This window comes from Alkalicoccobacillus murimartini (genome assembly GCF_030813245.1).
Lineage (GTDB): Bacteria > Bacillota > Bacilli > Bacillales > Bacillaceae_D > Alkalicoccobacillus > Alkalicoccobacillus murimartini.
Genome location: NZ_JAUSUA010000005.1, coordinates 213,860 through 229,634 on the forward strand (window position 1 = coordinate 213,860; position 15,775 = coordinate 229,634).

The following is a 15,775-nucleotide window of genomic DNA, read 5'->3' on the forward strand; positions in this document are numbered from 1 at the left end:
AAAAAAGAAAGCTGATACTCTGCCTATTGATGGTTCCACCAGGCAAAATACCAGCAGCTTCATACCAGAAAGCACGTTGCATTGGCGTTTAGAAGATTAATTATCTGATATTAATAGCTTCTGCTATACACGGACTTATTTTAACAAGGTGTACCTAGCGTGGTCAAGGTTTGATTTTCCTTACAATTCTTTCCCAGCGTTGTTTATGTTCACCCCATGCAGTTAAAGCTTGGCTTCCACTATACAATCTTTGCTCGTATGCTTGAGTTAATACCTTCATATCATCTGAACGAAGATCCTGATCCATCCGGTGTGCATACTCACTTAATGTTTCACTTTTGTCTCTTCTATACCCGTGGAGATTAAGAAGCCACAATAGTCGTTCATATGCTCGTTCAAAGTCTATATCTTTGTCTTTGGCCGAGTAATATCGCAACATCAACAAGGTCAAGATGGTCTTTCTGTAGAATAATAATAGACCCAGTAAGACCAGAACAATGCCGCCAACAATCCATATGCCTACGGAAGAACCTGAGTTTGTTTGATTATCCGATACACCCGACTGCTCTAGTTCTTCATCCTCTTCAGGCTCTTGCTCTACTTCATTCTCTGGTTCTTCTTCTGTTTCTGTCTCTGTATCAGGAGATTCAAGTGGATCTGGTTCACTCTCAACATCTTGTTCAAATTCATACGTATTAGAGAAACCTCTTGTTGGTTCAAATGTAACCCAGCCTTCTTCCGGAAAGTATACTTCTACCCACGAATGAGCATTAGAGTTTGACACCGTATAGACATTTAGCTCTTCATTTGTATCTACAAGCGTGCCTCCAGTGAATCCCTTCACCCACCTCGCTGGTATATCCATTGACCTTAGCAGAACAACCATAGAAGTAGAATAATTATCGCAGTACCCTCTCTGCGTCTCAAAAAGAAATTGATCGACATAGTCCTGTCCCTCATCCGGAACCGGTACATCCTCTGTTTCATAGATGAACTCAGGACCAGCAAAATGTTCCTCAATCGCTTTAGCCTGATCATATCGATTGTCGGCATCACTGGTAAGCTCTTCTGCAAGATCTCTTACTCTTTCTGGAAGAGAATCAGGAAGCTGAGTATAGTATTCAACGATGTCATCAGGATCATCCCCACTGACTTCTCTCAATCCATCAATCGTATACGCGGGCTGAACATATTCAAAACTATATTCTTCAAGTGAAAGTGGTTCATCTTCAGATCTAACTTCAGCTTTTGCGGTAAATTCATCAATATAAATCGGATCACTACTGTTTTCGTTAATGAACGATGAATATAACTCACCGGGGTGGAATAAATGAGAGAAACGAGCGCCTCCATACATGGTAACTCTAGCTTCCTTTAACTCTCGTTCTGTAGCATCGGATGTCTCAAGAACATCATCAGAGTTAATCGTTTGGGTAAGAGATTCTGGTGTAGTACTCTGCCAACCAGTCCCACTATAAAAATCCTTCGTCTCCCCTCTCCAGTACAGACTCCTTTCAACAGAGCCCATAAAAACAGGGGTATCATCATTTTCAAAGCCTCCACCAAGCTGTTCGTCATTATCTCCATATCCAATTCGCTGCGTTCCACTTTGTCCGGACTCATCATTTGTTACGGCTGCCTGCAAAAATGGAACAGGGTCCGCCCATTGTGGACCTGGCTTTGGAGCGACAAAAGCAGCAACTGCTGTGACAAGCAAAGCTCCAACAATTAATAAGCTAATTCTAACAGGAAGAAATTGAGGAACCTTAGAAACCGGGTGGAGTTCAAGCGTTCTATACATTGTTACCAACCCGAGTAATAAGAAACCAATTACAACAATTCGAATGATAGCGAATGTGGCATCGTACAATGTGAATGTATCAATGACAGCAACAAATATAACGGTAGCCATTAAAAAGAAAAAGATACGTCGTAAATAAACCGTCCAATAAAATAAAAGGAAACTCATAATAGACAGTAAGACAAAAAATAAGAGACTACGAAACACATCAGATAGTTCATGCCAATTCCCCTGAATAATTTGCCCGATGTTTACTGTCATATCTGAAATAAACAGTTGGATCCATTCAAAAGGTGAGGCCCCACCTCCAGGGAAGAGAAAAAATAGCCCCGCAAAAATAATGATTGTTCTTACAATGAAACTAAATAGTAGTGGAATTTGCAGAAATGACACCAAAAAAAATAGAACAGTAGCAAACAAAAAACCATTGATATAGCCGGTATACGTCATCATTGGCAGTGGCAATAACCATTCCAGCAATAGGAGAAAGCTAAAACCATAAAGAAGTCCGTCTCTGCCAATATGCAGCTTTTTTTTCTTACGCCTCAACAGCATGCCTCTCCTCTCTCCATCATGATGTCATATAAATTGGTTCCATTCCTTTGTTTCGAAGACGATCGGCATAGCTTACTTGATCTGGCTCCATCTCAAGTAGGCAAACTTTCACCCTTGCATTTTCTAAAACCAGTCCTTCCAGGGTTTTGAACACCCTCTCATCTAATTGAGCACAAATATAGAAAACGGTTCGATTTTTCCACTGTCTGTACATTGGATGAATACTCGGCGCGCACTCCTTATTTGCTTCAACAGTAGCTAATAGGGTTAAGTTTTTTTCCCATGAATGAGCTTGAATGTCTTCTACCACCCAGTCTTGAAAATGAACAGCCAGCTGACATTCTACTTGTGACTGCAAAAAAGTAGAGGTGATTGAAGCAACCTGTTCAACCACTCGTTCAAATTCTTCATAGGATTTTTTAGAGGCATATGCATCAAACGCAAGAATGGTTGCTTGTCCCTCATGAGTCTCAAATTCTTTAGTCATTAGCTCTTTTCTTCTCGCAGATTGCTTCCAATTAATGCTTGTCATTCGATCTCCTGGTACATAATTTCTCACGCCTGCAAGGGATCGATCTTCTTCCCTAAAGGAAGGTTTTGCCGTTAATCCACTAATGTGTTGTGGAGACTGAAGTGTGGATATATCTCCAAGCTGTTTATATCTTGGAAAAACCGTCATCTTTGTTGGGACGTGAATGGTATGTACCCGCTCAAACCAGCCAAAAAAATCACTCGTTGTGATTTCCATTTTTTCGAGTGTATGAATTCCACGCTTAAGGCTATGAATGTCGTAACGAAATGACAGCTGCTTAGAAAATGAAAAGAAAAACATCGCTTCTTCTCCAGAGACTGACCCCACCTGACTAGGGGCTAAGTCTTTGATTCTTAGGTAAATAAAAGGCTGAAATACCTTCTTACGCAGGACTACTTCAACTTCCACATGTTCTCCTGCATATAACGTCTTCTGTTTAATTACTCGTTCAGGGGAGAAACGAATCGTAAATAGAACAGAAACCATTATGAATAATCCAACCATTAATACACTATAAAATAAAAACCAGCTAACAAAGCCTCCTTGAAACATGGCATATGCGAAACAGCCGCCAAGTATTAATAAGCCTGCAAGCCCCTTCATCATTGGAATCAAAAAACGAAACGAATTCCTCACGTGGATGTTACCCTTCTTCGGGAAACAGGGACCTCTACACGACTTAGGATCTGCTGTATGATCTCTCTTGCTGACAAATTGGACATTCTCGCTTGTGTAGAAAGTGTCATTCGATGAGCAAGAACAGGCACAGCCAACCGTTTAATATCATCAGGAAGAACGTACTCTCGGCCATTCAAGAGGGCCAATGCTTTTGCTGCTTTCATTAATGCTATGGAACCACGTGGACTAACACCCAACTCAATCAGGTCATTACCTCTTGTTTGATGGATGATTTGCACCAAATAATTTTTAATATCTTGGTCTACAAAAATAGCCGCTACTTGTTCCCTTAATGTAAGAAGTTCCGTTGTATCAATGACGGATTCAAGTTGATCTATAGGGTGTTGGTTTTCTAGTCTATTTAGCACTTCTAGTTCATCCTGTAAAGTTGGATATCCTAATTTAATTTTCAGAAGGAACCGATCAAGCTGTGCCTCCGGTAAAGGGAATGTACCTGCATATTCAATTGGATTTTGGGTAGCCATCACAAAAAACGGTTGCTGTAACTGGTGCGTTTCACCATCTATTGTGACATTTCCTTCTTCCAAAGCTTCTAGCAATGCCGATTGGGTTTTAGGGGATGTCCGATTGATTTCATCAGCTAATACGATATTAGACATAATAGGTCCTTGCTTAAATTCAAACTCTTGCGTCTTTTGATTATAAATAGATACACCTGTGACATCAGATGGCAGAAGATCAGGTGTAAATTGAATGCGTTTAAAATTAGCACCTAATGATTTGGCAATCGCTTTAACCATCATGGTTTTACCTACTCCAGGTACATCTTCAAGTAGAACATGTCCTCCAGCAAGCAAAGCAACTAAACTTAGTTCAACTTCTTGTCGTTTCCCGACAACAACCCGTTCAATATTAGCTATGACCATTTCTACTTTTTCAGCTGAACGCATGGATCACCCTCCTATTAACTCTACTGATTTTGCTTAAATCTTATTTCCTTACCCCGTAATTCTTGGTTTGACACTTTATATATGAAAAGCGTTCTAATCCTCCATGAGGATTAGAACCGATGTGAAGAGTTGACTTAATAGATATCTTTCTCTATAGCGTTTTTTGCAGAGTCTTAAGGATATCGTTTTTAATCCAATCCCAGCTTGTCTGATCCTGGGTATAGGTTTCGGCCATTTGCTGAGCAAATGATTTAAACGCCGTTTGGTAGTCTGATGATTCTTTGTCCGGTAGCGTAGATTTACGTTTGGAGACAAGTTCTTCAAGTTCAGGAGCACGTGGCCCCCATCTCATGACTTCTTTGCCTTCTTGGTCTATAAGAACAATAATTGGGATGGAACGCGCTGTCCCATTCGTTAAGTATTGATCCATTAGCTCAAGATGATCATCTCTAAGGAAGTAACGAGTTTCAATTAATGCTTCATCCGCAATGCGCATAAAGATTGGTAGGTTCACCATGGCATCTCCACACCAGTCTGCTGTTAAGATAAGTGCTCGTAACTTTTGAGGCTGGATTGAATGAAGAGATTCTTTCTCGAATTGCTCTAAATGGAACGAATTATAGATTTGCAATAGATGCTGCTGATTCACTTGCATAGAATGAATATATGCGTAACGGCTTAAGCCTTTTTCAAACCATTGATTTAATTCTTCCAAGGTACTTCCTCCTGTCCTATTCTATGGTCTATCGTACCATGCGCTACCTTTTTAAGGCAAAAGGAAACCTACTCTTTATAAGAAAAGGGCATATAAAGAAAAACGCAGCATCCGCTACGTTTTTTCTCTTCATTATTCTGCTCCTTCTAACCATTCATCTACTTTATCACGATTGCTTTCTATCCAGTTGGCTGCAGCTTCTTCAGGAGCGACACCGTCCTGTGAGATTTCAAGCATAATTTCATTCATATCGTCTGGTTCCCAATAAAAATTAGACAGTATCTGATAAGCTCCTGGTTTGTCTTCCTCTAGACCTTCACGTACCATTGTTCGAATTTCTCCCTCTGATTCATATACTCCTTTTGGATCATCGAGAAATTTTAGGTCATACGTATTAAACATCCAATGGGGTTGCCAAGCTGTCACAACAATCGGTTCCTGGTTCTCATAACTATCGCCAAGTGCTGCTGTCATAATGGCATCTGAACTAGCTGTAAGCTCTATATCCAACTCATAATCTGAAATGACCTGTTCAGTTGCCATCATGACGCCAGCTCCTCCATCAATTCCAGTAATTGAATCAATATGTTCTGGTGTTAAATCTTCTATACTATTTACGTCTTCCATATAGGTCGGGACAGCTAAACCTGTAATCGCCCCTTCTAAATTCGCTCCCAATTCAACCATTTCATCTCCATACTCTTCATATGAAGAAGCCATATCATTTGGCAACCATGCTGCAACGAATCCGTCTGCATCTCCTGTTGCTACACTGCTCCACATCGGTCCTTGCTCCACTTGTGTCATTGTTACTTCATAGCCTGCTTCCTCAAGCACCTGACTGATTACATTCGTTGAAGCAATTTCAGAATCCCATGCTACATAAACAAGCTCTATGTCATCTCCAGACCCTTGATCACTCCCACACGCTGCTAATACTAGCGCTGTTAATGAAAACACTCCAATACTACCTATTCTGTGTTTGCTTACACTCTTTCTTAAGATGATACATCGCCTCCAGTTGTGAAATTCGTTAATTGTGTTTAATATAAATTAAATATATAATATGGACTATAACACACCCATTTTTACTGTCAACTAAACAACCGTGTTGATTCACATTCAGAATCAGTCTATACTATGTCTACCTAAATTTTATTTATATAAAACATATTGAATCATTGAGGTGAGAAGAGTGAGAGATGAACGATCTGAAAAATTGTTAATAATAGATGAAATTATAAAAGAAGGCCTCGCGGACACAATGGATATGTACGGAGGTAGTCGATCGGTTGGACAGATTTACGCGATTCTTTATATGAATGGTGGCCCTATGACTTTGGATGAACTGCGGGATGAAACCGGCATGAGTAAAGGAAGTATGAGCCTAGGTGTTCGTAAATTGTTAGATGATAAAATTATTCACAGGGTTTTTAAACGTGGAGAAAGAAAGGACCTTTATCAAGCTGAAGGAGACTTCTTTCAATTCTTTTCTTCCTTCTTTACAAAACGGTGGCAACGAGAAGTTAGTGTGAATGTCCATGCAATCAAACAAGCGCAACCTAAATACCAAGCCATTATTGATGATCCTGAAAGTACAGAAGAAGAACAGGAAGATGCGAGCAGGATGCTAAAAAAAGTCACAGATTCATTAAAGTACTATGACTTTTTAGACGTGATGGTAGATGAATTCCAATCTGGTGATTTTGTTCAATACCTAAATGAGAAATACGATCTGAATAATAGATAATGATAAAGCAGTGAACATCAATCAAATGATGTTCACTGCTTTTTTGTTACAAAGATCCTCCCCCTTTTTCTTTGACAGCTTAAAAAAGTCATGTTATGTTTTATTTGTTCAATACATTTAATTTAAATTAAACGAAAAGTTAAAAGGAGTGTTCATATGCGTTTAAATATGTTTATAAACGGTGAGTGGGTTTCTTCTATTAATAAAGAGACGCGAGAAATCATAAACCCTTTTAATCAAGAGGTCATTGCTACTGTTGCTGAAGGTAGCCGCGAAGATGCTAAACAAGCTATTGTCGCTGCCAGAAAGACATTTGATGAAGGTACATGGTCAACAACTCCAGCAAGTGAACGTGGAGAAATTGTTCGTAAAATTGGAGAATTAATCTTACAAGAAAAAGAAGAACTTGCACGTCTTGAAACATTAGATACAGGTAAAACCATTGAAGAAAGCCGCGCAGATATGGATGACATTTCGAATGTGTTCTTCTACTTTGCCGGTCTTGCCGATAAAGATGGGGGCGAATTGATTGAGAGCCCGATCCCACATTCAACAAGCAAAATCGTCCGTGAACCAATTGGTGTTTGTGGTCAAATCACACCTTGGAATTATCCATTACTCCAAGCAGCTTGGAAGCTTGCACCGGCCCTTGCTTCAGGCAATACGCTTGTGCTTAAGCCAAGTGAAATTACACCCCTTACTTCAGTGAAGGTTTTTGAATTATTTGAGCAGGCTGGTGTTCCAAAAGGCGTAGCCAATCTTGTTCTTGGAGCAGGTGCTGAGGTGGGTGCCGAGCTTGCAGAGAATACCGATGTTGACTTGATCTCTTTTACTGGAGGCATTGAAACAGGAAAAACGATTATGCAGGCAGCAAGTACAAATGTAAAGAAAGTAGCCCTTGAGCTTGGCGGAAAGAATCCGAACATCGTGTTTGCAGACGCTGATTTTGACGTCGCAGTTGATCAAGCTTTAAATGCGGTTTTTTTCCATGCAGGTCAAGTATGCTCAGCTGGTTCGAGGTTGCTTGTTGAAGAATCGATTCATGATCAATTCGTTGAAGCTTTAGTTAAACGTACGAAACAAATTAAGCTTGGGAACGGATTTGATGATTCAACTCAATCAGGGCCACTCATTAGTGCCGAGCACCGTGCCAAGGTTGAAGGCTATGTTGAGGTAGGTCTTAAGGAAGGCGCTCAGCTTGTAGTTGGTGGAGGTCGTCCTGAGCAAGCCGAGCTTCAAAATGGATTCTTTTATCTGCCTACCATTTTTACTGGTTGTACATCTGAGATGAGAATCGTTCAAGAGGAAGTGTTTGGACCTGTTCTTACCGTTGAAACATTCAAGACAAAAGAAGAAGCTGTTAAAAAAGCAAATGATACCATTTATGGTCTAGCTGGTGCTGTTTTCACAAAAGACATCGATAAAGCCGAAGATGTGGCTCGTCAGTTACGAATGGGTACCGTTTGGATCAATGACTTCCACCCTTACTTTGCTCAAGCACCTTGGGGTGGTTACAAACAGTCAGGATTCGGTCGCGAGCTAGGTAAAATCGGCTTCGAAGAATACACAGAAGTAAAGCATGTTTATCGCAATACCAAGCCAGAAGCAGTCAATTGGTTTAGCTAATAACGATTACCATTAAAAAGGAGACGATGACAAATGAGTATGCACATGAAAATAGAATCAATGTTAGGGTTTCATACATTTGAATTACCAACAGCAATCAAACACGGAATTGGTGCGACTAAATATCTAGGCGAAGAAGTCAAAAACCTTGGTGTTAGTAAAGCGTTGCTTGTTACTGACCCAGGTATCTACAATGCGGGTGTAACAAAACCTGTTGAGGAAAGTTTGAAAAAAGCTGGTATTGAGGTGGTTGTCTTTAATCGTGTCGAACCGAATCCTCCTACTCGTCTAATAGCTGAAGGCTCTGCTTTTTATCTTGAGAATCAATGTGATGGCTTAGTTGCTGTTGGTGGCGGAAGCTCGATGGATACAGCGAAAGCCATTGGAGTAGAGATTACACATGATGGACCAGTTCTAGATTATGAAGCCGCAGAAGGAAAAAAACCACTTGAAAACCGTATTCCACCACTTACAACCATTCCAACAACGGCCGGAACGGGTTCTGAAGTTACACAATGGGCGGTTATCACGGACGAGGAACGTGAATACAAATTCAATACAGGTGGACCTCTCATTGCAGCACATTTAACAATCATTGATCCAGAACTTCATACTTCCATGCCTCCACATGTAACAGCGATGACCGGTATTGATGCGATTGCTCATGCGGTTGAATGTTATACAATGAAATATGCTCAACCCGTCACTGATGCTGTCGCGCTACTCGCTATTGAATATGCTGCAACATATATTCGCCGGGCATACTCTGATGGAGACGACCTGGAAGCGCGTTATGGTATGGCTCAAGCAGCTATGCTTGCTGGTCTTTCTTATGGAAGCGAATCTGCAGGTGCAGCACATGCAATGAGTCAATCACTTGGTGGAATGGTTCCTGTTGCACACGGACAGTGTGTGGCAGCCATGATGGGACCGGTTATGGAATTTAACTGGAAAGGTGCACCCGGACGATTCGCACGGATCGCGCAAGCATTTGGCATTAATACAGCAGGAATGACTACAGATGAAGCGGCTAAAGCAGCTGTTGACTATATGTATAATCTTGTTGAAGAGCTTGATGTACCTACTCTTGAAGAACAAGGTGTTGATCCAGAACAAACCGAACGTTGGGCAAAAGAAGCCCTGAAGGATCCACAAACGATTGGTAATCCTCGTGATTTGACACTTGCCGATTACGAATGGTTATACAAGCGTTGCTTCAACCTTGTACCAAGTACACTCCGTTAATTCAAAAAACAGATTAGGACATAACGATACAGATGATATGAAAAAATGAAGAACTCGAATCGATTGCACAGTTAAAGCTGAAATTTACTCAATTCGTCATTAACTCAATCCCTCACAAATGAGCTAAATCAAGCGTAGGACATACACGGAGACTCCCATGGGAGCAAAGGCCTGGGTGAGACTCCGCAGTGCGTCAGCACAAGGAAGCTCACCAGCCGCCCATGGAAAGCGGAGTGTATGTCTGGAGCGGTAGCCTCGCTCTCTTTTTTAAAATTTATAAAACCCGAATCATTATGCGGTTTAAACAGCGTACTGATTCGGGTTTTTAGATTGCTAAAACAGTTCTTCCAGACCCTTTTTACATATTAATAGCAAATCTGAGTTGAAATGGTGTGTAACTTTTACCATCATCTTTTATACATAACCATAAAACATCCCGTTCATCCTAATCATATGAATGGAGGTGTTGTAGGTGAAGCGTAATCAACTTACACGCAGTCGAATTAGTTTAATGATATTTTTATCGCTGTTTGTTTTGGTTTGCCAATCATCTGTCAATCACGTTGAAGCAAGCTCAACACCTGATACGATTGTATGGATGACGGATACACAATATTATAGTAAGGAATATCCAGACATATTTATGAAAATGACGGATTGGATAAAAGAAAATCATGCCTCTTATCAAATTAAATATATGATTCATACAGGTGATATTGTTGATCAATATGCAGACAAAGAGCAATGGAAGGTAGCTCACAAAGCATTAAAAAAGCTAGATCGTTCACCTATTCCTTACGGCGTATTAGCAGGCAATCATGATGTTGGTCACAGTAAGGTTGATTATAAGCCATTTACTCATTATTTCGGAAAAAAACGCTTTAAGCATCAGAAGGAGTACGGGGAATCTTATCAAGATAACCGGAATCATTATGACTTAATCTCAGCAGGAGGTAGAGATTTTCTTATGCTTTATCTGGGATGGGGTATCACTGATGAAGATCTTCACTGGGCCAAAGCTGTATTAAAGAAATATCCAGATAAGCTTGTCTTTCTAAATGTCCATGATTACCTAAAAGCGGATGGGGCTCGCTCAAAACAAGGAAATCACTTATTTAAGGAACTCGTGGCTAAACATTCATCCATTTATGCTGTTTTATGTGGGCATTACCATGGTGCTGCGAAGAAGATTGACTTGATTGATGACAATAATGACGGTAAGCCTGATCGGACTGTATATCAACTACTTGCTGATTATCAAAGCGCACCTTCAGGCGGTCAAGGATTCATGCGTTTGTTATCACTTCATTCTGGTAGTGAGGAAGTCACTGTTAGTACCTACTCTCCTTACCTCGATCAATTCAATTACTATTCTCAGCAAACGGACCCAGGGAAGGATCGGTTTACAATAAAACTCCCACTGCAAATAAACAAAGAGCTGTCTGGGCATCCATAATCATGGATTCATGACAGCTCTTTGCTTTATGTTAGTTCCATTGCCTGTCTAAAAATAATTTCGTCAATGCAGCATACTCTCTAATATGAGATTGAATGATTGATATTGTGGGTGTTTCTCCTGCCAAACCTGTTACATCTAAACCTTGGTCACTCGCCATCAAAATGGCCCGATATAAATGGAAACCATTACTAACAATAATCCCCGTCCCTTTTTCCTCCGTAATGAGTTCCTTTGAATACAACAGATTTTCATAGGTGGAGGTTGATTGATCCTCTAGCAGAACCCGACTTTCCTCTACACCCAATTTCACTAATCCTCGTTTTATTGCTAATGCCTCAGAGATTCCTTCATCAGGTCCTTGTCCTCCAGAAGCAATCGCTATTGTCTTCTCATTACGTAATAAATACTGCGCAGCCGCATCAATTCTATACTGTAAGCTAAGAGATGGCTCTTCCCCTTTTACTCTTGCTCCCAAAACAATCAGATAATCTGCTTGATCAGGGACTTCCTGATGACTATATTGATAGATTTTCGTTTGTAAAAAGACCATATATAGAATTCCTACACTAAGTAATAATATGATTCCTACTTTTACATACATTGTATTCTCACCCTTTATTTCTACACTCTTCGATATTTTTTTGAAAAACCCTTCTTTCGTATACCGAATCATCCATTTTATGTTAATCACTAATTTAATAGATAATCTTCTACTAAGCCTTTAAATTTCCCAATAATTAAAATGACCACGCTAACGCAAATCAATTGATTGTACTCTTCTGTTACACGCTCTTAACTTGACAGGACTCTCTAATTATTAAGCTAAAATACAGGACTATAGCCTTACAAAGCCTTTCACATCAATGATTAGCATTCTTTGATACTATCATATGTTTTTGTATAATGGATCCACATTCTAGTGATTTTCAAAGGAGCTGAACATGTGAAACAGAAAAGAATGAAAATAGGTTTATTATTTGTTTTTCTTTTGATGAGTGCTTTTCTTTTTCCAAGCATTGCAGGAGCTGCCGAGTCAGGAACTGTGGATGTATCTGGATCGTTAAATGTTCGATCTGATACATCGGAATCTAGTGCAATCATTGGTTCTTTATCTTCCGGAACAGAACTGACCTTTGAGGATCAAGGAAATGGTTGGGCCTCCATTGATTATAATGGCCAAACTGGTTATGTATCGATTCAGTACATTTCAACAAGTGGTGACACTCCAAATACGACATCAGTATCTGGTCAAACCATTGTCATTGACCCGGGACACGGAGGCAGTGACCCTGGCGCTGTTGCAAATGGTCTTCAAGAAAAGGATGTTGTCTTAGATGTTGGGCAACGGGCAGCGGACAAGCTTAGTGCATCAGGAGCCAATGTCATTATGACAAGATCTACTGATGAATTTATACAGCTAGAAGAACGAGCAGCGATTGCCAATCGAGCAAACGCAAGTATTTTTATTAGTATTCATGCAAATGCTGCTGCAGCAACATCTGCAAGTGGGACCGAGTCCTATCATTTTCCGACAAGTACGAATGGCCGCAGTCTAGCCACATCAATTCAAACAGAACTTATTAACGAACTCGGAACAAGAGATCGTGGTGTAAAAGATGCTAATTTTAGTGTTTTGCGTAACACAGCAATGCCAGCGACACTCCTAGAGTTAGGTTTCATCACCAATTCTGACGAAGCGGAACGGATGAAATCATCAAGCTTTAGAGAAAGTGCCGCAAACGCCATTCACGATGGTGTTCAATCTTATTATGGTAATTAATATGTAACCCGAAGTCTAGTGCCTATTTTCCTTTTGGGACACACCATTTGTGGAGTATTTCCATAATGTGATAGTAAAAGGAAAGGTGGTACACATCCTATGGGTTACTATGGCGGTTATCCTGGATCCTATTATCCTCCGCAAGGTTATGGCTATGGATATCCTTATAATCCATGCTGCTATAAAGGACAAAAGAAAGGTAATACTGGATTTTTCTTCGCGCTGATCGTTCTGCTGTTCATATTATTTGTCATTGTAGGTGGAGCTGGTTGGTATTAAAAAAGTACAAACAAAAAGGCTGTCAGTTTTTAGACAGCCTTTTTTTCTGTTACTACCGGTAGTAAGGATATGGCTGATAAGGTGGATAGGGTTGATATTGAGGGTACGGAGGATAGTAATATCCGTACGGCTGTGAAAAAGCACTGCCTGCAAATCCCCCTAAGAACCCTCCAAGTAAACTACCGCCAAATCCACCACCAAATCCACCGTATGGAGGACGTGGTCTAAAAGGTGGCCGCCCGTAAGGCGGACGCCTAAAACCCGCTGTATATGGTACTTGCCTGTAATAATTTGATGAATACATATGTTTCCCTCCCTATAGCCTATAAGGGCAATCCATGTATCCTATGCATACAGCCCGATCATGGTGACTGCCTATCTTAAATTAGAATCTAAGATGGTCGCCACTTTGTCTACCACATATCCGCTTCCGCCTTTATCGCTCACATCATCAATCATCATCACAAGAAGTAACTCCGGATCTTCATCAGCATCAACCGCGACAAACCAGCCATGCTCCTGCCCTTCCTCTTCCTGTGAAGCTTTTAACTCAGCTGTCCCAGTCTTACCAGCAATTCGAGCGCCATCCATGGCAGCAGCATGCCCGGATCCTCTTGAATCCTCAATGACGTCTACCAAATCTTGTTGGAGTAACTCTGCGTGTTCAGCTGACATTACAGATTCTTTCCAAATGCCTTGTTCTTCATCTAATTCTAGTATCGGTTGAATCATATTTCCTTCATTCACAATCGTCGTAAAGGTTAAACCTAAATGGAGTGGCGTCATTTGGATTTCGCCTTGTCCATACCCACTATCCGCCAATTGTATATCATTGCGAATCCCGTCAGCACCTGTGAGTGAAGATGTATTAAATAAACCAGGTAACGGCAAGTCTTCTCCAAAACCGAAGGCCTCAGCTCCATTAACAAAGGCATCTTCACCCATGTTAAGAGCTTGATTAGCAAAATAAATGTTATCTGAGTACACCAGTGCTTTACGCAAATCAACAGGTTCACCATAATCGCTCACTCGTGTGACTTCATAACCACCCCAATCAGATCCCTCAGGTTGCCAGCTGTCCCCCTGAACATCTAACGTTTCATTTGGGTCTAACGTGCCTTCTTCTAGACCTATAGCTGCCGTTAAGAGCTTAAACGTCGATCCAGGTGAATAAATTTGAGCAAAACGATTTAAACGCGGTTTATCTTCATCTGAATCAATCTCTTCTCGCTGTTTTGAAGTAAAACCAAATGAAGCTTGATTTGGATCATAAGAAGGTCGGTTCACTAACGCTAATATTTCTCCAGTAGTTGGATGTATTGCTGAAGCTGTACCAGCGTCCTCTCCCACCTCATCAAAAATCTCTTGTTGTAAATCCATATCTATCGTTAGTGTAATATCTTCACCATGTTCAGGTTCTTCTTCAAGAATCGTTTCCTTCGTCTCACCTTCATTATCTTTTAGAGAAATTTTTCCACCGGATGTTCCTCTTAATCGATCTTCGAATACTCTTTCCAACCCTGTTTGTCCTAATTTATCGTGCGTGCCGTAGCCTTCATCTTTAAGTTCGCCTAATTGTTCAGCTGTAATATCTTGTATATAGCCCGTAAGATGAGCAGCAGTCTCGCTGTATGGGTACTCCCTACCTTTATTCAATTCATATGACGCTCCGGGTATTTGCCTTAAGTCTTCTTCTGCCCAATCCAATCGCGAGGAAGGAAAGGTATGAATAGGGACAAAGCTCTCATCTGTCACCCATTCTTGGTCAAGCCTCGACTCTACTGTCTGCTCCGAGACGCCTGTAAGCTCTGAGAATTCGCTAATAAATTCATCTCGGTCTTCGATTCTCCCAGGAACTGCACCAATATCTAACACTTCTCCATTTATTGCTAGCCCATTACCATTTCGATCAAATATTTGTCCTCTGGTAGGGGTTGATCTTTGAAATTCAATCGTATCTTCTGCTTCGATAGCTGGATAGACAAGAGATTCATCCCAAGTAACAGCCCAGCTCTCTTCCTCTTCACTTTCTTCTAATGCAAGTGTGATCGGCTCTTCAAATTCGATCGTACCAATCTCTGTTGATAGAGTGATAGAGAGAGAAACCGAATACTGCGAATCCTCGGTTTCCTGTTGGCTATCTTCACTGTCTTCATCCGGATACATGGCCTCTATAGTCAGTTCTGTACTATGCATGGAATCATATAAGGACCCTGTTCTTTCTTCAAATTGCCCTTCCGATTGTGCTTCTTTTGAATCGTTCGTTAACATCGCATACATATCTTCAAATTCATTGTTTTCCCATTTCTCAATAAACGCATCAAGTGTTTCCTTAGGATCAGGCTCATCTCCAAAACAACCTGTTAGTAGAAGAGTTGAGAAGAGGCCGGTTATGACGATACCCGTTTTTGCGTAATGCATAAAATCCACCATCCAATTCCATT

Annotated in this window: 14 protein-coding genes; 6 read left to right on the plus strand and 8 right to left on the minus strand. The window is 40.7% G+C overall.

Going from position 1 to position 15,775, the window contains the following annotated elements; genetic code table 11:
• Nucleotides 1-163: 163 nt before the first annotated feature.
• The 5 genes from J2S05_RS15995 to J2S05_RS16015 form a co-directional block, all read right to left on the minus strand.
• Nucleotides 164-2,356: a transglutaminase TgpA family protein gene (locus J2S05_RS15995; RefSeq protein WP_306984538.1), complete on the minus strand. Its 2,193-nt coding sequence runs from the start codon at nt 2,354-2,356 to the stop codon at nt 164-166.
• Nucleotides 2,357-2,372: 16 nt separating this feature from the next.
• Entirely contained in the window at nt 2,373-3,524 is a 1,152-nt protein-coding gene (locus J2S05_RS16000; protein WP_306984540.1) for a DUF58 domain-containing protein, read from the minus strand.
• Complete coding sequence (locus J2S05_RS16005) at nt 3,521-4,477, minus strand: AAA family ATPase (RefSeq protein WP_306984542.1); 957 nt, start codon at nt 4,475-4,477, stop codon at nt 3,521-3,523. The genes J2S05_RS16000 and J2S05_RS16005 overlap by 4 nt, the downstream gene beginning before the upstream one ends.
• Nucleotides 4,478-4,628: 151 nt before the next feature.
• Nucleotides 4,629-5,192: a thioredoxin family protein gene (locus J2S05_RS16010; protein WP_306984544.1), complete on the minus strand. Its 564-nt coding sequence runs from the start codon at nt 5,190-5,192 to the stop codon at nt 4,629-4,631.
• 132 nt (nt 5,193-5,324) lie between these two features.
• Nucleotides 5,325-6,152, minus strand: a complete 828-nt coding sequence (locus J2S05_RS16015) for a glycine betaine ABC transporter substrate-binding protein (RefSeq protein WP_306984545.1) — start codon at nt 6,150-6,152, stop codon at nt 5,325-5,327.
• A 235-nt stretch (nt 6,153-6,387) separates the two neighbouring features.
• Between J2S05_RS16015 and J2S05_RS16020 the strand changes: the two genes are divergently transcribed.
• The 4 genes from J2S05_RS16020 (at nt 6,388) to J2S05_RS16035 (ending at nt 11,269) form a co-directional block, all read left to right on the plus strand.
• Nucleotides 6,388-6,942: a GbsR/MarR family transcriptional regulator gene (locus J2S05_RS16020; RefSeq protein WP_306984546.1), complete on the plus strand. Its 555-nt coding sequence runs from the start codon at nt 6,388-6,390 to the stop codon at nt 6,940-6,942.
• A gap of 156 nt (nt 6,943-7,098) precedes the next feature.
• A complete protein-coding gene (betB, locus tag J2S05_RS16025) occupies nt 7,099-8,568 on the plus strand; it encodes a betaine-aldehyde dehydrogenase (protein WP_306984548.1) in 1,470 nt (489 codons plus the stop codon).
• 33 nt (nt 8,569-8,601) lie between these two features.
• A complete protein-coding gene (locus J2S05_RS16030; RefSeq protein WP_306984550.1) occupies nt 8,602-9,813 on the plus strand; it encodes an iron-containing alcohol dehydrogenase in 1,212 nt (403 codons plus the stop codon).
• A gap of 472 nt (nt 9,814-10,285) precedes the next feature.
• The gene (locus tag J2S05_RS16035; protein ID WP_306984552.1) at nt 10,286-11,269 is read left to right on the plus strand and encodes a metallophosphoesterase; all 984 of its coding nucleotides are present in this window, start codon (nt 10,286-10,288) and stop codon (nt 11,267-11,269) included.
• Between the two features lie 31 nt (nt 11,270-11,300).
• Here the strand turns inward: J2S05_RS16035 and J2S05_RS16040 are convergent, their stop codons facing one another.
• Nucleotides 11,301-11,873, minus strand: a complete 573-nt coding sequence (locus J2S05_RS16040) for a YdcF family protein (protein WP_306984554.1) — start codon at nt 11,871-11,873, stop codon at nt 11,301-11,303.
• Nucleotides 11,874-12,215: 342 nt separating this feature from the next.
• On the opposite strand from J2S05_RS16040, the gene J2S05_RS16045 reads away from it, so the two are divergent.
• Together J2S05_RS16045 and J2S05_RS16050 are read left to right on the plus strand one after the other, a co-directional pair.
• Complete coding sequence (locus J2S05_RS16045) at nt 12,216-13,052, plus strand: N-acetylmuramoyl-L-alanine amidase (RefSeq protein ID WP_306984556.1); 837 nt, start codon at nt 12,216-12,218, stop codon at nt 13,050-13,052.
• Between the two features lie 99 nt (nt 13,053-13,151).
• Complete coding sequence (locus tag J2S05_RS16050; RefSeq protein WP_306984558.1) at nt 13,152-13,331, plus strand: YjcZ family sporulation protein; 180 nt, start codon at nt 13,152-13,154, stop codon at nt 13,329-13,331.
• 52 nt (nt 13,332-13,383) lie between these two features.
• On the opposite strand, the gene J2S05_RS16055 is transcribed toward J2S05_RS16050, so the two are convergent.
• Together J2S05_RS16055 and J2S05_RS16060 are read right to left on the minus strand one after the other, a co-directional pair.
• The gene (locus J2S05_RS16055) at nt 13,384-13,635 is read right to left on the minus strand and encodes a hypothetical protein (protein ID WP_306984560.1); all 252 of its coding nucleotides are present in this window, start codon (nt 13,633-13,635) and stop codon (nt 13,384-13,386) included.
• A gap of 71 nt (nt 13,636-13,706) precedes the next feature.
• Nucleotides 13,707-15,752, minus strand: a complete 2,046-nt coding sequence (locus tag J2S05_RS16060) for a penicillin-binding transpeptidase domain-containing protein (RefSeq protein ID WP_306984561.1) — start codon at nt 15,750-15,752, stop codon at nt 13,707-13,709.
• Between the last annotated feature and the right edge of the window lie 23 nt (nt 15,753-15,775).

Bases quoted from the DNA above. Each gene is read 5' to 3' on its own strand.
- J2S05_RS15995 (WP_306984538.1), bottom strand. From the start codon at position 2,356: ATGCTGTTGAGGCGTAAGAAAAAAAAGCTGCATATTGGCAGAGACGGA.
- J2S05_RS16005 (WP_306984542.1), bottom strand. From the start codon at position 4,477: ATGCGTTCAGCTGAAAAAGTAGAAATGGTCATAGCTAATATTGAACGG.
- betB (WP_306984548.1), top strand. From the start codon at position 7,099: ATGCGTTTAAATATGTTTATAAACGGTGAGTGGGTTTCTTCTATTAAT.
- J2S05_RS16030 (WP_306984550.1), top strand. From the start codon at position 8,602: ATGAGTATGCACATGAAAATAGAATCAATGTTAGGGTTTCATACATTT.
- J2S05_RS16040 (WP_306984554.1), bottom strand. From the start codon at position 11,873: ATGTATGTAAAAGTAGGAATCATATTATTACTTAGTGTAGGAATTCTA.
- J2S05_RS16050 (WP_306984558.1), top strand. From the start codon at position 13,152: ATGGGTTACTATGGCGGTTATCCTGGATCCTATTATCCTCCGCAAGGT.
- J2S05_RS16055 (WP_306984560.1), bottom strand. From the start codon at position 13,635: ATGTATTCATCAAATTATTACAGGCAAGTACCATATACAGCGGGTTTT.
- J2S05_RS16060 (WP_306984561.1), bottom strand. From the start codon at position 15,752: ATGCATTACGCAAAAACGGGTATCGTCATAACCGGCCTCTTCTCAACT.